The sequence below is a fragment of the Ellagibacter isourolithinifaciens genome, assembly GCF_008831035.1.
GTDB classification, from domain to species: domain Bacteria; phylum Actinomycetota; class Coriobacteriia; order Coriobacteriales; family Eggerthellaceae; genus Ellagibacter; species Ellagibacter isourolithinifaciens.
In genome coordinates, this window is record NZ_WAJR01000008.1 from 69428 (window position 1) to 90058 (window position 20631).

General features: G+C 60.9%; 17 protein-coding genes. 13 read left to right on the plus strand and 4 right to left on the minus strand.

What is annotated here, in order from left to right:
* Window positions 1-150: 150 nt before the first annotated feature.
* A complete protein-coding gene (locus tag F8C90_RS04810) occupies window positions 151-411 on the minus strand; it encodes a hypothetical protein (RefSeq protein WP_158049323.1) in 261 nt (86 codons plus the stop codon).
* Between the two features lie 233 nt (window positions 412-644).
* Between F8C90_RS04810 and F8C90_RS04815 the strand changes: the two genes are divergently transcribed.
* Window positions 645-872 carry a hypothetical protein gene (locus F8C90_RS04815; protein ID WP_158049324.1) on the plus strand — a complete coding sequence of 76 codons (228 nt, stop codon included), beginning with the start codon at window positions 645-647 and terminating at the stop codon, window positions 870-872.
* Between the two features lie 306 nt (window positions 873-1178).
* Here F8C90_RS04815 and F8C90_RS04820 read toward each other — a convergent pair whose 3' ends face one another.
* Window positions 1179-2138, minus strand: coding sequence for a LysR family transcriptional regulator (locus tag F8C90_RS04820; protein ID WP_158049325.1), 960 nt, complete (start codon window positions 2136-2138; stop codon window positions 1179-1181).
* 374 nt (window positions 2139-2512) lie between these two features.
* Between F8C90_RS04820 and F8C90_RS04825 the strand changes: the two genes are divergently transcribed.
* From F8C90_RS04825 to F8C90_RS04840, 4 genes are all read left to right on the plus strand, one after another.
* Window positions 2513-5125, plus strand: a complete 2613-nt coding sequence (locus F8C90_RS04825; protein ID WP_158049326.1) for a molybdopterin-dependent oxidoreductase — start codon at window positions 2513-2515, stop codon at window positions 5123-5125.
* 3 nt (window positions 5126-5128) lie between these two features.
* Window positions 5129-5938 (plus strand): 4Fe-4S dicluster domain-containing protein, encoded by an 810-nt coding sequence (locus tag F8C90_RS04830; RefSeq protein ID WP_158049327.1) that lies wholly within the window; start codon window positions 5129-5131, stop codon window positions 5936-5938.
* An 81-nt stretch (window positions 5939-6019) separates the two neighbouring features.
* Window positions 6020-7438 (plus strand): SLC13 family permease, encoded by a 1419-nt coding sequence (locus F8C90_RS04835; RefSeq protein ID WP_170264548.1) that lies wholly within the window; start codon window positions 6020-6022, stop codon window positions 7436-7438.
* A gap of 100 nt (window positions 7439-7538) precedes the next feature.
* Window positions 7539-8963: an SLC13 family permease gene (locus tag F8C90_RS04840; protein ID WP_158049329.1), complete on the plus strand. Its 1425-nt coding sequence runs from the start codon at window positions 7539-7541 to the stop codon at window positions 8961-8963.
* Between the two features lie 116 nt (window positions 8964-9079).
* Here the strand turns inward: F8C90_RS04840 and F8C90_RS04845 are convergent, their stop codons facing one another.
* Window positions 9080-10036, minus strand: a complete 957-nt coding sequence (locus F8C90_RS04845) for a zinc dependent phospholipase C family protein (RefSeq protein WP_158049330.1) — start codon at window positions 10034-10036, stop codon at window positions 9080-9082.
* Between the two features lie 190 nt (window positions 10037-10226).
* Between F8C90_RS04845 and F8C90_RS04850 the strand changes: the two genes are divergently transcribed.
* From F8C90_RS04850 to F8C90_RS04885, 8 genes are all read left to right on the plus strand, one after another.
* Window positions 10227-11453 carry an MFS transporter gene (locus F8C90_RS04850; RefSeq protein ID WP_158049331.1) on the plus strand — a complete coding sequence of 409 codons (1227 nt, stop codon included), beginning with the start codon at window positions 10227-10229 and terminating at the stop codon, window positions 11451-11453.
* A gap of 228 nt (window positions 11454-11681) precedes the next feature.
* The gene (locus F8C90_RS04855; protein ID WP_158049332.1) at window positions 11682-12959 is read left to right on the plus strand and encodes an aspartate kinase; all 1278 of its coding nucleotides are present in this window, start codon (window positions 11682-11684) and stop codon (window positions 12957-12959) included.
* 10 nt (window positions 12960-12969) lie between these two features.
* Window positions 12970-14025: an aspartate-semialdehyde dehydrogenase gene (locus F8C90_RS04860; RefSeq protein ID WP_158049333.1), complete on the plus strand. Its 1056-nt coding sequence runs from the start codon at window positions 12970-12972 to the stop codon at window positions 14023-14025.
* 331 nt (window positions 14026-14356) lie between these two features.
* The gene (locus tag F8C90_RS04865) at window positions 14357-15118 is read left to right on the plus strand and encodes a TlyA family RNA methyltransferase (protein ID WP_158049334.1); all 762 of its coding nucleotides are present in this window, start codon (window positions 14357-14359) and stop codon (window positions 15116-15118) included.
* Between the two features lie 139 nt (window positions 15119-15257).
* Window positions 15258-15788: a nitroreductase family protein gene (locus tag F8C90_RS04870; RefSeq protein WP_170264549.1), complete on the plus strand. Its 531-nt coding sequence runs from the start codon at window positions 15258-15260 to the stop codon at window positions 15786-15788.
* Window positions 15789-16111: 323 nt separating this feature from the next.
* On the plus strand, window positions 16112-16933 hold the full coding sequence (locus F8C90_RS04875) for an MBL fold metallo-hydrolase (protein WP_158049336.1): 822 nt from the start codon (window positions 16112-16114) through the stop codon (window positions 16931-16933).
* Between the two features lie 65 nt (window positions 16934-16998).
* Window positions 16999-18678 carry an energy-dependent translational throttle protein EttA gene (gene ettA / locus F8C90_RS04880; RefSeq protein WP_158049337.1) on the plus strand — a complete coding sequence of 560 codons (1680 nt, stop codon included), beginning with the start codon at window positions 16999-17001 and terminating at the stop codon, window positions 18676-18678.
* 7 nt (window positions 18679-18685) lie between these two features.
* On the plus strand, window positions 18686-18970 hold the full coding sequence (locus tag F8C90_RS04885; RefSeq protein ID WP_158049338.1) for a CxxCxxCC domain-containing protein: 285 nt from the start codon (window positions 18686-18688) through the stop codon (window positions 18968-18970).
* An 86-nt stretch (window positions 18971-19056) separates the two neighbouring features.
* On the opposite strand, the gene F8C90_RS04890 is transcribed toward F8C90_RS04885, so the two are convergent.
* Window positions 19057-20421 (minus strand): PFL family protein, encoded by a 1365-nt coding sequence (locus F8C90_RS04890; protein WP_158049339.1) that lies wholly within the window; start codon window positions 20419-20421, stop codon window positions 19057-19059.
* Between the last annotated feature and the right edge of the window lie 210 nt (window positions 20422-20631).

Genomic DNA, 20631 nt, shown 5'->3' on the forward strand with positions numbered 1-20631 from the left:
GGTGCAGGAAATATCGAAAGCGAACGGGGCCTCATCAGGAAACTGGGTCAGGCCCGATTTTGCCTCTTGACAATATCCTGCTCATATTAGAGGGGGCCGGCGCATATGCCGACCCCCTCTTTCGATTCCAAGGCTTCTAACGATAAGCGCTTACGCCTGCTTGTACACGACGTAGGTGTTCTTCACCTGGCCGTTCGCATCGAACGCAGTGATCTCTTCGGTACTCTTAAATTCAAGGTCGTCGCCCTTGAAGCCGTAGTCGCTGTTGTTCATGGTGTACATGTAGCCGTAGATGATGCCGCCCTCGGCCTCGCCCTTGTCCTGCGCGTTAACGAGCTCCTGCGCAGCAGCCTTGCACTTATCGAGTTCCTTCGGGTTCCAGAGTCGGTCTCCACCCAGTGGTCCAAGCATTTCTGCCTCCTTGTCTCAAAGCTTGCACTGGCTTAATGATACGTTGTTCGCGCGCGCGATATGCCGAGGTCACATCAACGAAAGACAGAGCCGCCCCAACAAAAGCAGGGGCCGTTTCGCACGTTTTCGAACCCCCCAGATTTGTTGATGGCGGCCCAACGAGGGGCTGCTGTGCAACCGCCGCGCCGTCGCGTAATCTAGGTGCCAGCAAGAAACGAAAGGAGGAAAACGACATGTGCTTCAGACCAGCAACGGCAAATGCCAACACCGTTTCCTGCCCCATGTGCGGGCATGAGAACCCGATTTCCGCAACGCAGTGCGAAGAATGCGGGTTCGCGGTTTCCACCCCGGGCCACGCGCCCGCGGCTCCTGGCGCTCCTAAGGCTCCCGGCGCTCCCGGCGCCCCGAAAGCCCCTGGTGCTCCCAAGGCGCCCGCCGCGCCCAAGGCACCCCAGGCCTAAGTCTTATCGACAATCCCCCTTTTCATCCCTCCACAGCGCCCGACGTTTCCCCTCACGCGTCGGGCGCCTTTGTATTTGACGGGAAGGGCGAATTGGCGCAGAAGGCTTGGTCGCACGCTCGCTCGCGCATGGGCGACGCGAGTGCGATTCCCGCCCTTTAAGGCCCGCGACACTGCATTTTTCAAGCAATTGAACGGCACACGGCAGAAAATGTCCCGCGCTTCGCCGAGCAGGGGGTTACGCATGACAGAGCATGCTAAAGGGGCAGGTCATGCGTTCTCAAGCATTGCCATGCGGCCGAAGACCCTAGTCGCACAGGGTGAAAAGCCCCGTGTTCTCGTGCTTCAGATAGAAGCGGCGCAGAATGTCCATGAGTGTCTTGAACGCATCGTCTTCCAGGCTCGACTCCGCGCCCACAAAACCGATTTCCACGCCGTAGGGGTTGTCCATGTCGCGCAGCGCGAAATCCTCGCTTTCCTCCATGGTGAGCGTCGCGATGGCCGGCAGAAACGTCACCGCCGAATCGCTTTCCACCATACGGCGGCGAAGCGACCAATCGGCGCTCGAGAGCACGATGGCGTCGCGCCCGAAGCGGTTCGCGAGCAACGTGGAAAGCTCGGTGTTGGTGCACGCGATGCGCTTTTCCACGATATCGGCATCGGTTAGCTTTTCCTTTTTCGCCACGTCGCATTTCACGTTCACGAGCACCTTGTCGTAGGTGCGCAGAAACGGCCGATACTGAAATCCCGCCTTCTCCAAATCGTTGATGCCGTCGAGGCTGGAACCGTGGTTTTGACGAAAGAAGCACACCAGCCCGATCGTGGGCGCGGGGTCGCTCGCCTCGGCGCTCATCAGAAGGTCGTAGCGGATCTGCGTGTTCTGGCATTCCCTGAAATGTATGGCATCCGATGCGATGACGTAATCTTTCGCCTCGCGCGTCAGAAACGCCAACATGGCGACGTTTTGGCATTCGAGCATGATCGACCGGCTCTCGTTCTGTTCCAGATGCGATTCGCTCGTGGCGAAATCGAGCAGGCGCGAATAGCTTTCGATGGTTCGGGAAATATAGGGTTCTATCTTCTCGCCCGCTTCGGAGAGCTCCAGCTTGTTGGAGAAACGCACCAGAAGCTGGCACCCAAGCTCCTTTTCGAGCTCGTTCATGGCGCGGCTCATCCCCTGCGGGGAAATGAAGTTCAGCTTCGCGGCGCGCGTGATTGACTTCGTCTTGGCAACGTCCATGAAATAGTACAGGTAATCGATGTTCATACTCGTCCCCCTCGATAGATTTCCCCCAGTACCCTTGTAGCAATTCTAAAGCTCACTGTGCTTTTCGGCGTGTGTATTTTCTTCAAACAGTTTGCGGGCAACCTTTCAATGCGCAGGAAAACCGCCCACCGACCTTGGGAAACCCACGCCTCAACATCTCGTTGAGCTAGCCCACCCGAACGATGGGCCACCTTGCCCCCACGAAAACGGGAAGCGGGTCAACGAGCCGATGTTTTTCTTCCGCCCGCGCGCTCCATACACTGCATCGCAGGGGGATCACCGAGCCGCAGGGCTCGAGCTCATCACTCGCCGCATCCGCGAGCGTCCGCGCACGGCATGCGGCTTCTGCAAGAAACGACGAAAGTAGGAGGAGCATGAAGACATCGGATAAAACCATCTACAAGAACATGTCGCTGTGTTCTTTCGGCAACGGCGCCAACCTGACCGCCGTTGACTCGAAAGACGGCAAAGTTGTTCGTATGCGTCCGGTGCACTACGACGAGCATTACACCAAAGAGGATTTGAACTACTGGACGATCAACGCGAAGGGCCACACCTTCGAGCCGGGCATGAAGACGCTGAACTCCCCGTTCACCTTCATCTACAAGACCCGCACCTATTCGCCCAACCGCATCCCCTTCCCGCTCAAGCGCGTGGACTGGGATCCCAACGGCGAGCGCAACCCGCAAAATCGCGGCAAGTCCAAGTTCGAGCGTATCAGCTGGGACGAGGCCACCGACATCATCGCGTCGGAGATCAAGCGCATCGACGAAACCTACGGCCGCAACTCCATCTTCTGCCAGGGCGACGGCCACGGCGAGACCGGTTCGATCCACGGCCCGCACGGCACCATGGCGAACCTTCTGGACATGACGGGCGGCCTCACCATGCAGGCCCGCCAGCCAGACAGCTGGGAAGGCTGGTACTGGGGCGCCAAGCACGCCTGGGGCAACGAGCCTTTGGGCCAGAACACCCATCAGCACAACCTGTTCAAGGACATCTCCGAGAATTCCGACGCGCTTCTGTTCTGGGGCTGCGACCCTGAGACCACGCCGTGGGGCTGGTCGGGCCAGCAGGCGTCGCGTTTGTGCTTCTGGTTCACCGAAATCGGCGTGAAGCAGATCCACATCGCGCCGGACGTGAACTACGCCAACGCCGTGCACTCCGACATGTGGATCCCGATTCTGCCCAACACCGACGCGGCCATGCAGCTCGCCATCGCGTACGTGTGGATGACGGAGGGCACCTACGACACCGAGTACGTGAAGACGCACACCGACGGCTTCGACTGGTTCGAGTACTACGTGCTCGGCAACGAGGACGGCGTTCCCAAGACGCCGGAATGGGCCGAGGAGAAGTGCCACGTGCCGGCTTACCGCATCAAGGCGCTCGCGCGCTACTGGGCCAAGCACAACGTGTCCATCGGCCACTGCAACGGCGGCAGCTACATCCGCTCGTGCTATTCGCATGAGCCCGCGCGCCTGGAGGTGTACCTGCTCGCTATGCAAGCAGTGGGCAAACCGGGCCGCAACCAGGTGAAATTCATCGAATGGGCCCTTATCGGCATGGACTCGTTTAACCCGCTGCCCCCGGGACACTTCCTTCCCGAGGTTCGCGCGTGCTACCACGGCTCGGTTTTGGGCGAGCTTCCCGCGTCGTTCATTCCGAAGACGTTGGTGCCGCAGTGCATCACCGTTAAGGAAGGAGAGAAGGTGGAATGGTACGGCCACACCACGAGCCGCCACCACCGCACCGACCAGTTCAAGCACTTCCAGTTCCCGCAGGACGGCGACCACGGCATCAAGATGATCTGGTCCGACTCTCCCTGCTGGTCCACCTGCTGGAACGGTGGCAACGAGTTCCAGGACGCGCTTACCAACCCCAACCTGGAGTTCTTCTTGGTCGAGCATCCGTGGATGGAAAACGACACGCTGTTCGCCGACATGATCTTGCCGATTTCCACCACGCTCGAGCTGGACGACTTCGGCGTTGACACCTATTCGGGCCAGTTCAACTCCGTCATCTGGGAAGAGCATGCGTGCGACCACCAGTACGAGTCGCTTTCCGACTACGAGGCCGTCGTCGAGGTTGCCAAGAAGCTGGAGAAGTTCGGCGGCATCTACGAGGACTGCGCGAGCCACCTGACCGGCGACATGACCGTCGAGGAATGGCAGGAAATCGGCTACCGCGGTTCCGGCATCCCCGAAGACGAGCAGGACCTCGAGCTGATCAAGAAGCAGGGCTACCAGATGCTCCCCACCCGCGAGGGCTGGGACAAAGAGCCCGCCGGCATGATCGAGTTCTACGAGGACCCCGACAACAACCCGATGGAAACGCCCACCGGCAAGATCGAGTTCTACTCCACCGGCCTTGCGAACTTCTTCCCCGACGACCCCGAGCGTCAGCCCGTGGCGAAGTGGATCGAGGAATCCGAGTCGCACCACGAGCGCATCAGCTGCGAGCGCGCGAAGGACTACCCGTTCCTTCTGGTGTCCAACCACCCGCGTTGGCGCATCCACGCCAACTTCGACGACTGCCCGTGGACTCGCGAAATCGAGACCTGCAAGGTTGTCGGCGAGGACGGCTACGCCTACGAGCCCGTGTGGATCAACCCGGTGGACGCTGAGAAGCTCGGCATCAAGAGCGGCGACATCGTGGAGGTCTTCAACGAGCGCGGCACCGTGCTCGGCGGCGCGTACGTGTCCGAGCGCATCATCCCGGGCGCGGTTCTGCAAGACCACGGCGCGGAAACCGACCCCATCGTGAGCGGTGTGGGCGGCATCGACCGCGGCGGCGCGAACAACCTGATCGCCCCGAGCAACACCTCTTCGAAGAACGCCGCAGGCGAAGTGACCGGCGGTTATCTGGTCGGCGTGCGCAAGTGCGACATCAACGCGCTCAAGGAGAAGTACCCCGAGGCGTTCGACACGCAGTACTACACGGCCGAAACCGGCACGAACGTTTACGACTACCTGCAGGAGGCATAGACGATGAAAACCATTCTGTTCGATGCGAGCCTGTGCAACGGCTGCTACGGTTGCCAGATGGCCTGCAAAGACGAGCACTGCGGCAACGATTGGAGCCCCATAGCCGCCGAGCAGCCCACGAGCGGCCAGTTCTGGTGCAAGGTCAACCAGGAAACCCGCGGCAAGGTGCCCGAGGTGAAGGTGCAGTACACGCCCGTCATGTGCGGCCATTGCGAAAACGCAGCGTGCATGAACGCGGCGAAGGACGGCGCTGTGTACCGTCGCGAGGACGGCCTCATCATCATCGACCCGGAGAAGTCCAAGGGCCAAAAGCAGATCGTCGACGCGTGCCCGGCGGGCGCAATCTACTGGAACGACAAGCTGGAGATCCCGCAGAAGTGCACGGGATGCGCGCATCTGCTCGATGACGGTTGGACGGTTCCGCGCTGCGTGGACGTGTGCGCAACGGGCGCCCTTACCTACATCGACGAGGAGGACGTGCCGGAAGGCGCAACGCCCATGCCCGTCGCCGAAGGCGCTCACCCGCACGTGTGCTACATCAACATTCCGAAGAAGTGGGTGTACGGCGTGCTCGTGGACCGCACGATTAACGAGGTCATCATAGGTGCGGAGGTGAAACTGCACAGCGCCGACGGCGAGGTTGTGGCCACGCTTTCCACCGACGAGTTCGGCGAGTTCCGCTTCAAAGAGCTCGAAGACGCGCCCTACACCGTCACCGCTTCGGTGGAAGGCTACGAGGACATCGAGCTTTCGGCCGACACGACCGCGGAAGACGTCGTTTTGGGCGACATCTTCCTGAAGTCAGTGGCCTAAGCGATACCCAGGGGATTTGCCCGCAGCGTTCTATGCGTTAGGATGCTGCGGGCTCATCAAGTAGGAGAAGGAAGGGAAAACATGGCTGAAAAAGTCAGCAAGAACAAGGTTAAGTTCAAATGGGTCTGGATAGCCGTCGCTATCGTGTTGATCCTCGTAGGCCAGTTCGGGCCGCTGTGGTCCCCTGATCTGTCCCGCGAGGGGCAATCGGCGATTATGGTGCTTCTGGCCGCCGTGGTTATGTGGGCCACCGAGGCTCTGCCTTTGCCCATAACGTCTTTGGTGATGGTGGCGCTGTGCGGGTTCTTGGGAGTCGCGGCGTACAACACCATTTGGGCCGCAACGTTCACGAGCTCGCTGTGGATGTTCGTCGGCATCTTCGGCTTCACCACGTTTCTGGGCGTCTCCACGTTCCCTCAGCGTTTGATCGCGATGGTGGTGCGCATGACCAAGGGCAACATCAACCTGGTCATCTTGGGCTTCATGGTCATCTCCGCCATCATTTCCACCGTTATGTCCAACATAGCGCTCACCGCTATTATGATGGGATTCGCGGCCTCGCTTCTGCGCGCCGCTGGCGCTGAAAAGGGCAAGTCCAACATGGGCCGCTGTCTGGCGCTCGCCATTCCGTTCGCCGTCATGTTCGGCGGCTGCCTGCTTCCTTCCGGCACGCCGATCAACGTCGTGGTTTTGGGCCTTGCCGAAAGCGCGTGCGGCGTTACCATCACGTTCGCCGAATGGTTCGGCTACACCATCATTCCCGTGGCGCTTTCGCTTGTGGCCTGTTGGTTCATCCTCATCAAGGTGTACAAGCCCGAGCCGCTTTCCGATGAGACGGTGAAGAAGTTCCTGGACGAGGTTTCCGCTTTGCCGCCCATGGACTTCAAGGAGAAGTTCAACATCGGCGTTCTGGTCGTGGCTTTGGTGTGCTGGATCGCAAGCTCGTGGCTGCCTATCCTGAACACCACGTTCGTCGCTCTGTTCGCGCTCGGCCTTCTGTTCCTGCCGGGCACGTCCATGATCACCACCAAGCAGTACCGCTCCGAAAGCCCGTGGGACATCCTGCTCATGATGGCTTCCATCAACGGCATCGTTGCTGCCATGTCGGCCGCAGGCTCGGTCGCTTGGATCGTGAACATGCTTCTGGGCGTCACCTCCGGCATGAGCTTCTTCGCGCTGTTCATGGTAATCAGCGTGGTGCTCGCCATCATCCACAACTTCTTCCCCTCTGGCCCCGGCCTGGCAGCGCTCGTCACCGCCCCGGTCATCGGCCTTGTGGGAGCTGTTGGCGGCAACTACACCGCGACCATCGTCATGCTGGCTCTATGGTGCGCGCTGTGCTTCCTGGTTCCGCTCGATTCTGTGCTTCTGGTTTCGTATGCGGGCGGCTACTACAAGTTCAACGAGATGTGGAAGGGCGGCCTGCCCGTCACCATCGCCACGATGGTGTTCTTCAGCGCCGTTCTGCTCATCCTGCCGCCGATGCTCGGCGCCGCGTAAGCTCGCACAACGTATTAACCCTCGCCGTCGCGTGAAAGCCGACGGCGAGGGTTTTCTCGCTCAAGGGGAAACAAGGATAAGCTGAGCACTAGGGGGTAGCATGGCTCAAGCGTTGAAGCCCGCGGGTTTGAGGCCGCGGAGCATCCTGTTCATCATCATCGCGGCGATCGTCATCGCTGTGACCGCACTGGCTCCGGCCACGCCGGGGCTCACCTACGAAGGACGCATGGTGCTGGGTATTTTGGCCGCCGGCATCCTTTTGTGGATCACCGAATCGCTGCCGCTTCCGGCAACGGCGCTGCTCATTTTGATCATGATGCCCATCATGGGGGTGTGCACGTTCGACGAGGCGTACAAGAACGCCATGGGATCGACGGTGTTCTTCCTTATGGGCACGTTCGCCTTCACGGTCGCGCTCGATGCGACGACGCTTCCCACCCGCATCGCGGCCTTCGTGCTGAAATGGTCGGGCACGAACACGAACAAGATGCTCCTCGGGTTCATGTGCGCGACGGCGTTCCTGTCTTTTTTCATGTCCGACGTGGCCGCATGCGGCGTATTCATTTCTGTTGGCAAGCGCCTGCTCGAGCTGAACCACGCCGAGAAGCTGAAGTCGCCCATGGGCAAGGCCATGATGATCGCCATTCCGTGGGCAAGCTACGCCGGCGGCTGCGCGGTTATGACGGGCAACGGCTGCAATGTTGTCACCGTGGGGCTGTTCTCGTCGCTGTTCGGCGTGAACATGAGCTTCGTGGAATGGTCGATGATCGGCCTTCCGTTCTGCATTATCATGCTGTTCGCTTCGTGGTTCGTGATCACGCGCTTCTTCAAGCCCGAAGAGATTTCGCAGGAATCCATCGACGCCACCATGGCCGAGGTTTCCGGCATGGGCAAGATCACGCGGCCTGAAATTGCCACCATCGTGATCATCGCGCTGGCCATGGTGTTTTGGATCCTAAGTTCGTGGATCAGCGTGCTGAACACCGCCATGATCGCCATCTGCGCGGTGGTGGCGCTTTCGGTGCCGGGTTGCTCCACGCTGCAGTTCAAGGAGCTTGTTTCGCGCATGAACTGGGGCGTTCTGGTTATGATCATGTGCATTTTGTCGGTTGCGCATTTCGTGGTTGCCACAGGTGCCGGCGACTGGATCGTGAACGCCGTTGTGGGCGCGCTTCCCGAAAGCTGGAAGGTGCCCGTGGTGGTGCTCGCCGTGCTGTCGACCATCGGCGCGATCGTGCACAACATCGTGCCCGTGGGGCCGGCGGTTGCGAGCATTCTGGCGTACCCGTTCGGCGTTATCGCGGGAGACTTCGGCATCGGCATGTACTGCATGCTGATGGTGGTAGCGTGGCAGGCGTCGCTCGCCTACATTCTGCCACTCGACTGCGTGCCGATCCTCACCTATTCGACTGGGTATTACCGCTTCGCCGACATGGCGAAGATTGGCTGGATCCCGACGCTTTTGATAATCGCGCTAACCTGCACGCTTCTGCCGGCGCTCTGCAGCCTGTGGGGCTTCGCGTAAGGGAAGCGTATAGGGAATCGAGCTGCGCGCGGGCCGAAGGGGGCCGCGCGACAAGAAGGGCCGTACGCTTGTGAGGCCCCGATTTTTCGAGAAGGCAGATTGTCGCACCCGCGCCCTTACTCCACCGCGAGCAGCTTCGCCTCGACGGGCTCGCCGGAGAAGTTGAGGTCGCGCGTGATGGCGCGCGCCGTCTCCGCGTTGAAGCCGTCGGCGTCGAACAGCGAGCTCACCTCGTCGAAACGCTGCTGCGCCTTCTCGTAGCGGTCCCAGAAGCTGTCGGCCGATTTCTCATGCGTGAAGGGGTTCTCCCAGGTGGCATGCTCACGGTTGTCGTACGCGCACGTCTCCGCCAAGATCGCGCGGTGGCTCATCGCGCGATAGAACGAGTACGGGCGTACCAACTCCTCGATGCGCGCGATGGCCTCGCGCTTCACGCCAGAGCCCGAATGGAAGAGATGCTGCACCAGGCGAAAGCAGCGCACTGCGTCGCCGAACGCGTTGCGCGGGATGATCTTGCCGAACACGGAGAACGCCATGTTCGCGTACAAAAGCGAAACGATGCGCAGCATGCGATCGGAACCCTTGAGGATGTTCACGGCCGGGTTGAACGTCGCCACCGTTTCGCCGCGCTTCACCGTGAGCACCATCTCGTCGTACTCGCTCTCGATGACAGCGTGCACCTCGCTGCCGTCCGCGCGCGAAAGGCCCGGCTCGCCCGCATCGCACAGCTGGAACTCGTGGAAGTACACGAGCGGATGCATGGTCGAATCGAGCACGTAGTGGCCCAGGAACCCAAGCGCATAGGCGCGCCCGACGGAGCGGTCCGCCTCGTCGAGTGCGCCGATCGCTTGCTTGAAGGCGACGAGTATCTCGTTCGGCTTCTCCTTGTGCATGATGTTCCCAAGTCGATGGACCGACGAGAGCAGGGGATTGGCGATGGAATAGAACAGCGGGTCGGGCCCTTGGTTTCCCAAGAGGAATGCCTCAGCCTCGTCCTTCGTTCCGCCGATGGAGGAGAAATGACGCGCGTAGGCGTCCTGCCCGAACGTGTCGTGCGTGATGATTGCCGGCATAGTCTGAACTCCATCCTTTGAGCCCCTGACGGGAATTTTACTGTCGCTAAGTAAAGCATCATATACAATGATGAGCGGCTTGTTAACGTCCCCCATGCGTCTTTGCGTACGTTTTACATAGGCTGCCATGACGCGTGAGCAGGGATTTTCCGAACTTTGAGTGAAAGGCGTTGCGTTGTCGCGCACCCATATGACGAAACCCGAGCGCAGCTGGGTCCTCTACGACGTGGGCAATTCCGCCTACGTGCTTCTTGCATCGACGCTTATCCCCATCTATTTCTCAGCGATTGCCGACCCGAATTCTTCTGCGGTTGTGGCCTGGGGATACGCGTCGACGGTGGCCTCGCTTGTGCTGGCGTTGCTCATGCCGTTCCTCGGTAGCCTCGCCGATCTGAAGGGCAACAAGAAGAAGTTCCTTGCTGGCACCATCGGCACGGGCGCGGTGACGCTCGCCGTGATGGGCATTCCTTCCGACGCGATGGTGTTCCTCGTGATCTACGTGGTGTCGTCGGTCATGCTGAACGCGTCGCTTGTGTTCTACGACGCCTTCCTTGTGGACGCTGCATCGAGCGAGGAGCGCTACGACGAAGTGTCGTCGCAGGGGTACGCCTGGGGATACATCGGGTCGTGCGTGCCGTTCATCATCTGCTTGGTGCTCGTGCTGTTCGGCGAGAACTTTGGGATTGGGCAGCTTGATGGCATCCGGATCTCGTTCGTCATCACGGCGGTGTGGTGGCTCGCGTTCAGCGTTCCCATCTGGCGCGACGTGCACCAGACGCACTACAAGCCGCGCGAGGAGCATCTGTTCAAGAACACGATTACGGGCCTTGTGGGAACGTGCAAGAAGATTTTCCACGACCACAGGCTCATGATGTTCATGCTGGCGTTCTTCTTCTACATCGACGGCGTGCACACGATCATCGCGATGTCTACGAGCTACGGCACCGACTTGGGCATCAGCTCGACGAACCTTGTGCTGGCGCTTCTGGTCACGCAGTTCGTGGCATTCCCCTCGGCGATCGCCTACGGGCGCCTTGCGGGGCGTTTCGGCACGAAGAAGATGCTGCTCATCGCCGTGTTCGCGTACTTTTTGATCACGCTGTTCGCGGCGTTCTTCCTGCGCAGCGCTGCCGAGTTCTGGGTGCTCGCGATTTGCGTCGGCCTGTTCCAAGGCGGCATCCAGGCGCTCTCGCGCAGCGAATTCGGCAAGCTCATCCCCAAGGAACACGCCAACGAGTACTACGGCTTCTTCGATATCTTCGGCAAGTACGCAGCCATCATGGGCACGTTGCTCGTGAGCGTGTTCACCCAGTTGACGGGTTCGAGCTCGATCGGCGTCCTTTCCGTGGCGGTGCTGTTCATCGTCGGTTTCGTGCTGCTTTTGAAGATGCCCGAGGGCACGGCGGCAGGAGAGTAGCGGCCGAGGCGCCGCTTGTGGGACGTGGTCGGCGTGTGGCGTGCAAGTCGCCGGTGCTCCGAGCACATGACGGTCTACGCTCGGATCGGGATCGCATGCTTTCCCCGCGCGACGTGCGGCTTGGTGTACTCGGCATGGAAAATCGCTCGCTCGTGTACGGCTCGGGAGTGTATCCCGAGCCGTTTGGTATAGTGGCGCAAAGGTTTCCCTTTCAAAAGAAAGATCGAGATGTCGTTAGTCGTATGCAAATTCGGGGGGACGTCGGTCGCGTCGCCCGAGCGTATCAAGATGGTCGCGAACAAGCTCATCGCCAAGAAGAAGGCGGGCGACGATGTGGTCGCCGTCGTCTCGGCGATGGGAAAAACGACCGATGAGCTGGTAGGACTTGCAAACGCGCTCAACACGAACCCTCCAGCGCGCGAGCTTGACCGCCTCCTTTCGACCGGCGAGCAGGTGTCGATGACGCTTCTGGCCATGGCACTCGAGGCGCAGGGTTATCACGCCATGAGCTTCACGGGCCGCCAGGCGGGCATCCGCACGGACGGAACGCACAACAAGGCGAAGATTGTCAGCGTGCGATCCGACCGCATCATGGAGACGGTCGACAAGGGCATCATCCCCGTGATTGCGGGCTTTCAGGGCATCGACGACAACGATGACATGACCACGCTCGGTCGCGGCGGTTCCGACACGACGGCAGTGGCTGTGGCCTGGGGAATCAAAGCAGACGTGTGCGAGATCTATTCCGACGTCGAAGGTGTCTTCACCGCCGATCCTCGCGTGTGCCCGCGCGCTAAGAAGCTCGACCAGATTTCCTACGACGACATGCTTGAACTCGCTGGCGCGGGCGCTGGCGTGCTCCAGATGCGCGCCGTCGAGTTCGCCCGCAAATGGAACGTCGTCATCCATTCCCGTTCGGCGTTTTCCGACGCCGAGGGCACGTATATCAAGGAGGCTCCCGACATGGAGGAAGCGGTAATCACCGGCATTGCGCACGACACGTCCGAGGTCAAGGTCACGATTCGCGGCGTTCCCGATATGTCGGGCGTGGCGGCGAAGCTGTTCAGCGCGCTGGCATCCAACCAGGTGAGCGTCGACATGATCATTCAGAACGTGTCGGAGTCGGGCATCACCGACATCAGCTTCACCTGCCCGGGCGGCGATCTGCCGCGCGCCCGCGAGACCGTCGAGCGCATCGTGCCGACCATCAATGCGCGCACCTACATCGTCGACGAGGACATCGCGAAGGTGAGCCTGGTGGGTACGGGCATGAAGTCCTCGCCGGGCGTTGCCGCGAAGGCGTTCGAGACGCTGGGCCAAAACGACATCAACATTCTGGCTATCTCCACGAGCCCGATTCGCCTGTCCGTGGTGGTCGATGCCGCGCAGGCCGCTCAGGCGGTCCAGTGCCTGCACTCCGCCTTCGGCCTGGATTCCGACAGCGTATTCGTGGAAACCCAGCTTTCGGCGGAAGAAATCGCCGCCAAGATGAACAAGGGCCGATAGGGAGGTAAACATGGCTTGGACGAAGGTTATCCCTGCTCATCCAGTTGTTGCTGTTGCCGGTGCGACGGGCGCTGTGGGAAATGAGTTCCTGAAGGTCTTGCATGACCTGGACTTCCCTGCAAGCGAGGTGCGCGCGCTCGCGTCTGCGCGCTCGGCTGGCAAGAAGCTTCCCTTCGAGGGTTGCGGCGACGTTCCCGCAGGTGAGCTCACTGTACAGGAAATGACCTCCGAGTCGTTCGATGGCGTCGACATCGCGCTGTTCTCTGCGGGCTCCGATGTTTCCAAGGCGATGCGCGAGGCCGTGGTTGCCGCGGGTGCCGTCATGATTGACAACTCGAGCGCATTCCGCATGGACGAGGACGTGCCCCTGGTGGTTCCCGAGGTGAACCCGGGCGACGTGTCGTGGCACTCGGGCGTCATCGCCAACCCGAACTGCTCGACCATCCAGATGGTCGTTGCCCTGAAACCCCTCTATGACCTGGCAAAAATCACCCGCGTCGTCGTTTCGACCTATCAGGCGGCAAGCGGCGCCGGCGCACCCGCCATGGCCGAGCTCTACGACCAGACGCGCGAGTTTCTGGGTGGCACGCCCGACGACGAGCTCACGGTGTCGGCGTTCCAGCACCGCATCGCCTTCAACTGCATCCCGCACATCGACAAGTTCCTCGACGACGACTCCACGAAGGAAGAGTGGAAGATGGTCGCCGAGACGAAGAAGATCATGGGTGATGCGGGCGTGAAGGTTGCCGCTACCTGCGTTCGCGTTCCCGTGCTGCGCTGTCACGGCGAGTCTGTGAACGTGGAGTTCGCCGCCGACGTGACGCCCGAGGCTGCCCGAGAGGCACTCGCTGCAGCGCCCGGTGTCACCGTGATGGACGACCCCGCGAACAACGTGTACCCGATGCCCGGCCTGCTCGCGGGCACGAATGACACCTACGTGGGGCGCATTCGCCGCGACGACACGGTCGACTATGGCCTTTCGATGTGGGTGGTTGCCGACCAGATTCGCAAGGGCGCAGCGCTTAATGCCGTGCAGATCGCACAGCTTTTGCTTCCGAAGGATTAACGGTGGATTGTCCGGCCGAGCGTCGGGCCAGGATGGTATACTGAACGCGTGCAAGGTGGCTCGCCGCTGCTACGGCAGCTACCCCGTTGGCAAGTTTTGAGCTTGTGGGAGTAGCCGTTTCCCGTCTTAGCGGGGGCGGCTACTTCACTTTCTTAAGCGTAACGAAAGCTCGATAACCGCTATCACAACCAGACAGAATGTGAACAATTCCGTATAGGTAACCATGAGCAACCTCCTAATGGGATAGGGGGTAGCCCGCCACCTTGCACGAGTGTAGTGTATCATATAAAAACGAACTTGTGTTCGTGTACTGAGTCTGTATAATGCCCCTATGACGAAAAAGCCGAAAAAAATACGCCTTGACGAACTCCTTGTTGAGCAGGGAGTTTTTCCTGATGCAGGCACGGTTTTGCGCGCTGTGCTCGCGCATGAGGTGAAGGTGGACGATGTGTACGTCACGAGTGCTGCGGTGAAGGTGGCGCCCGATGCTGAAATCGTTGTGCGTGGGCGCAAGCAGTTCGTTTCGCGCGGAGGGCATAAGCTGCAGGGTGCGCTCGACGCGTTCGGGCAGGACGTGAGGGGGCTGAACTGCATCGACGTCGGATCGTCGACGGGCGGCTTCACCGATTGCCTTTTGCAGGCGGGCGCTGCGCATGTGGCGTGCGTCGACGTGAACTACGGCCAGCTCGCTTGGAAGATTCGCACCGACGAGCGCGTGAGCGTTTTCGAGCGCACGAACATCAAGCTCGCCGATCCTGGGGAATTGGGCGCGCCGTTCGACCTGATCGTGTGCGATGTGAGCTTCATCGGGCTTGCCGTGCTGGCTCCCGCTTTCGCGCGCTTGTCGCATCCAGCGAGCGACGGCGCGTCGGCGAGCGTGTTCTTAGGGCTGGTCAAGCCCCAGTTTGAGTCCCGCCACGACGAGACGGACCACGGCATCGTGCGCGATGAGACAGTGCGCGCACGCACGGTGGAAGAGGTTCGATGCGCTCTTGAGCGCGAGGGTTTCGAGGTGACGGGCACCATCGAGTCGCCGATCAAGGGTGCGGAAGGGAATGTGGAATACCTCGTCCGTGCAGTCTTTCAAGGCTAAGATGCGACTTTCCTTGGCGCGGCCTTCTCGCGGGGGATCTTGTCGAGCCTTCTCTGTTCGCCCGGCTTCGCGTGCTCGGCTCGTCTGCCTTCAGGGTTATACTGTTCTCGGCAAATTGCAATCGACCGAAGGAGTTAGCATGAACGGGCAGGAATACCTCGACCTTCTGAAGGCGCGCTACTCGGTGCGCTCTTTTTCCGACGTGCAGTTGACCGACGCGGAGCTCGACGTGCTGCTTCAGGCGGCGCAGCTTTCTCCCACGGCGAAGAACTCGCAGCCATTCCGCCTTTGCGTGGTGCAAAGCGCCGAAGGCCTTGCGAAGATCGACGAGGCGACGCGCTGCCGCTACGGTGCGCCCACGGTGATAATTGGCGCTTACGATGCCGGCGTGTCAGCGAAGGGGCTCGGCTATGAAACGGGCGACTTCGGCGACATCGACACGTCGATTGTCCTCACCAACATCGCGAACGCCGCAGCTGCCGAAAACCTAGGAAGTTGTTGGGTTGGGGCGTATGATTCTGCGATTATTCGAAAGAATTTCAATATCCCGAACAATTATGTGCTCGTAGACCTTATGATGGTAGGGCACAGTGCCGAGGATGCTGAACCGAGTCCTCGCCACGAGCAAACCGAGCCGCTCGATACCTTGGTGGTTCGTGAAACGTTTTAACGAACCCGCATGGGTTCAGCTGCATAGCCCTCACTCACGTCGCAACTGATGAAGGGCTGAAGGCGTCGCTTGCAAAGCGGCGCCTTCTTTTTTGGCAGGGCTTCCCGAAGGGGCCGAAAGACTCTTCTGGGAAGGTTGAACGTCTTTTTCGAGAAGGCGCTGACTGCCAGGGGATAATGTCGAAGGCCTCATCCAGGAGGGGGCCGGGGTTATCCCGAAAGGTGCCGGGGTCCGCTGGACGAGGCTTTCCGAGAGCGGATTTTCTCGGAGGGCTTCGGCTATTCTCGAAAGGCCTTGAAGGCATGAAGCGAAAGGGTTTTACCATGCGGTTAACGATGCTCGGCACCGGCCATGCGCTCGCAACGAAATGCTACAACGCGTGCTTCGCGCTACAGGACGACGCGATGGGGAAGGCGCCGGGCCGTACCTTCCTCGTCGATGCGGGCGGCGGGAACGGCATCTTGACCCAGCTCGAGCGGGCGGGCATCGATTGGCATTCCATCCACGATCTGTTCGTCACCCATACCCACGTCGATCATCTGCTCGGGTCCGTTTGGATTCTCCGCGTGGTGTGCTACGGCATGGAGTGCGGTAACTATCAGGGGGAATTCCACTTCTGGGGAAACGGTGAGGTCGTGGCGGCCGCCGATAAGCTGGCACACATGCTCTTGCGTCCGAGCGAGTCGGCGTTTATCGGCAAGCGCGTGTTCCTACATGCGGTCGAAGACGGCGACACGGCGCAGATCCTCGGGCGCCCTGTGACCTTCTTCGACATTCACTCGACCGGCTCGGCCAAGCAGTTCGGGTTCGCTATGGAATATTCCGCGGGCAAGGTGCTCGCCTGCAGCGGGGATGAACCTCTGACCAGCAAGAACTTCTCGCATGTCGAAGGGGCGACGTGGCTTGTCCACGAGGCCTACTGCCGCCACGACGACATCGAGCGTTACAATCCGCACCCGATTCACCATGGGACCGTGCGCGAGGCATGCGCGACGGCGGAGCATCTCAGTGTGGAGAACCTCGTGCTCTACCATACGGAAGATGACGACCTGGCGCATCGCAAGGAGCACTACCTCGCCGAAGGCCGCAGCGTGTACGGCGGCAACCTCCAAGTGCCCGATGATTTGGAGGCATTCGAGCTGTAGCGGACGTTTGCTTGATACAATATGCCTCACGTATGCAATGACCAGGACAATAGGGAGTCTATCGAATGGCCGAATTTATTTACCAGATGTACAAGGCGCGCAAGGCGCACGGCGACAAGGTGATCTTGGACGACGTCACGCTGTCGTTCTATCCCGGCGCGAAAATCGGCGTGGTCGGCCCGAACGGCATGGGCAAGTCCACGCTTTTGAAGCTGATGGCAGGCATGGAGGAGGTCTCCAACGGCGAGGCGCGTCTCACGCCTGGCTACACCGTGGGAATCCTCCAGCAGGAGCCGCCGCTCGACGAGGACAAGACGGTGCTCGAGAACATCGAGCTCGCGTTCGGCGACGTGAAGGCGAAGATCGACCGCTTCAACGAGATCGGCGGGCTCATGGCCGAGCCCGACGCCGACTTCGACGCGCTCATGGCGGAAATGGGCGAACTGCAGGATGCCATCGACGCAGTTGACGGCTGGGATTTGGACAGCCAGCTCTCGCAGGCGATGGACGCGCTGCAGTGCCCCGACCCCGATATGCCGGTGAACGTGCTCTCTGGCGGCGAACGCAGGCGCGTGGCGCTCTGTCGTTTGCTGCTTGAGGCGCCTGACCTGCTGCTTTTGGACGAGCCGACGAACCACTTGGACGCTGAGTCCGTTCTGTGGCTCGAGCAGTTCCTCCACAAGTACCAAGGAGCGGTGCTCGCCGTCACGCACGACCGCTACTTCCTGGATAACGTGGCCGAGTGGATTTGCGAGGTCGACCGCGGGCATCTGTACCCCTACAAGGGCAACTACACCACGTACCTTGAGACGAAGGCCGCACGCCTGGCGTCGCAGAAGCAGCGCGACGAGAGGCTGGCGAAGCGCCTTTCCGAGGAACTCGAGTGGGTGCGCTCGTCCCCGAAGGCGCGCCAGGCGAAAAGCCGCGCACGTCTGGAGCGCTACGACCAGATGGTGGCCGAAGCTGCGCAGTCGAAGAAGGTCGACTTCACCGAGATCCACATTCCCGCAGGTCCGCGCCTTGGTGCGAACGTGCTCAAGGTGGACGGGCTCTGCAAGAGCTTTGGCGACCGTGTGCTCATCGACAACCTGTCGTTCGAGTTGCCGCGCAACGGCATCGTGGGCGTGATCGGCCCGAACGGTGTGGGCAAGTCCACGCTCTTCAAGATGATCGTCGGCAAGGAGCAGCCGACCTCGGGTACGCTCGAGCTGGGCGAGACGGTGAAGCTCTCCTACGTCGATCAGGGGCGCGAGGGCATCGATCCCAAGAAGAACGTGTGGGAGGTGGTCTCCGACGGGCTCGACTACATGATGGTGTGCGAGACCGAGGTGCCGAGCCGCGCGTATGTGGCAAGCTTCGGATTCAAAGGTTCTGATCAGCAGAAACCCGCTGGCGTTCTCTCGGGTGGCGAGCGCAATCGCCTGAATTTGGCGCTCACGCTGAAGCAGGGCGGCAACCTGCTGCTGCTCGATGAGCCCACAAACGACCTGGACGTCGAGACGCTTTCCAGCTTGGAGAAGGCGCTGCTCGAGTTCCCCGGATGCGCCGTCGTGACGAGCCACGACCGCATGTTCCTCGATCGCATTGCCACGCATATCCTCGCGTGGGAAGGCACTGACGAGAACCCGGGCAACTGGTTCTGGTTCGAGGGCAACTTCGACAGCTATCAGAAGAACCGCATCGAGCGCTTGGGCGAGGAGGCCTCGAAGCCGCATCGTCTCCATCGCAAGCTGACGCGGGACTAGCCGGACGATGTCGAAGTCGATTGCGGCGCTGCGGGCATGGTTCGACGGCTCGTGGGACAATGCGTGCCTGCGCTGCGGAATGTGTTGCTATGAGCGGGAAGTCGGTGAAGACGGCTCTGTCGGCATCGACTTCCCGGCGCCGTGCGAGTTCCTCGACGAGGACTCGCGGTTGTGCCGCGTGTACGATGAGCGCTTTACGCGATGCGAGCGCTGCCGGCGCTTGACGCCTGCGGCGGCACTGTTCGGGAAGCACCTACCCCCGACCTGCGGATACGTGCTGAGGTTTCGCTAGATGAGGAAGCGGGGATTCCCTGCAATATGAAGAGGGGCCGAAGTTGAATGCTTCGGCCCCTCTTGCTGTCTTGGAATTGACAATTGTTAATTCTTCAAGCTGTTGATCGGGGCGGGCATGCGGCCTCCGCGGTGGGCGAAGACAGTGCCGGCGTGCCCGTTCACGGGCATGACGGGGGCGTATCCCAGAAGGCCGCCGAATTCCAGTCGGTCGCCGACTTTCTTGCCGATGGCGGGGATGACGCGCACGGCGGTGGTCTTGTTGTTGATCATGCCGATGGCGCACTCGTCGGCGATGATGCCGAAGATCGTTTCCACTGACGTGTCGCCCGGGATGGCGATCATATCGAGCCCCACGCTGCAGACGCAGGTCATGGCCTCGAGCTTCTCGAGGGAAAGGGCGCCTGCCTCGGCTGCGCGGATCATGCCGGCGTCTTCCGACACGGGAATGAACGCGCCTGAAAGACCGCCGACGCTCGACGATGCCATGACGCCGCCCTTCTTCACCGCGTCGTTGAGCATGGCAAGCGCCGCCGTAGTGCCCGGACCGCCGCACTTTCCGACGCCGATGGTTTCCAGAATCTCCGCGACTGAGTCGCCCTCGGCCGGCGTCGGCGCGAGCGACAAATCGAGGATGCCCTTCGTCACGCCCAGGCGTTTGCTCGCCTCGCGAGCCATGAGTTCGCCAGCGCGCGTGATCTTGAAGACGGTTGCCTTGATCGCTTCCGAGATGGCGGTCATGTCGGCGTCCTTCGGCATGTTGGCGAGCACCGAACGCACAACGCCCGGGCCCGAGACGCCCACGTTCACGACGGCGTCGGCCTCGCCCGAGCCGTGGAACGCACCTGCCATGAAGGGATTGTCCTCCACGGCATTGCAGAAAACGACCAGTTTACCTGCGCCGATACACTGGCGATCGGCGGTTGCTTCGGCGGTCTTCTTCACAATGCCCGCCATCTTGAAGGCGGCGTCCATGTTGATGCCCGCGCGCGTTGAGCCTACGTTCACACTTGAGCACACAAAGTCGGTCGCCGCGAGGGCGTCGGGGATGGAGTCCATGAGGTTGTTGTCCGCGCGCGACGCGCCCTTGTGCACGAGGGCGGAGAAGCCGCCGACGAAATCGACGCCGACGACCTTCGCGGCTTTGTCCATGGCCACAGCGATTGGCGACAGGTCGCGGGCGTCGGTCGCTGCGCAGATTTCGGCGATGGGCGTCACCGAAATGCGCTTGTTCACGATGGGGATGCCGTATTCGCGCTCGAGTTGTTCGGCGGTGGGAACGAGCTGCTCGGCTGCGGTGGTCATGCGATCGTAGACCTTGCGCGCCATCGTGTCGATGTCCGAATCGGTGCATCCTCGCAGGTTCAGTCCGAGCGTGATCGTTCGGATGTCGAGGTGCTCCTTGTTCACCATCGCCAGGGTTTCGGCGATTTCGGCAGGTGTGATTTGCATAGATGCTCTCCCTCTCGCGAATGGGCGTTTTGAATTGCGCGTGGGCTGTTGATTTCTTCGAACAGGATACCTTTTTTCGGAGGGGAAACGGCAGCCGTCACCGTTTTAGCGGGAAAAACGGCGCTGATTTGGTGCGGCGGGGGAAGACGATTCGGCTGCGTCTTGGCCGGCCCCTCTTTCTCCATACAAAACCTGTGTAAACACGGCGTG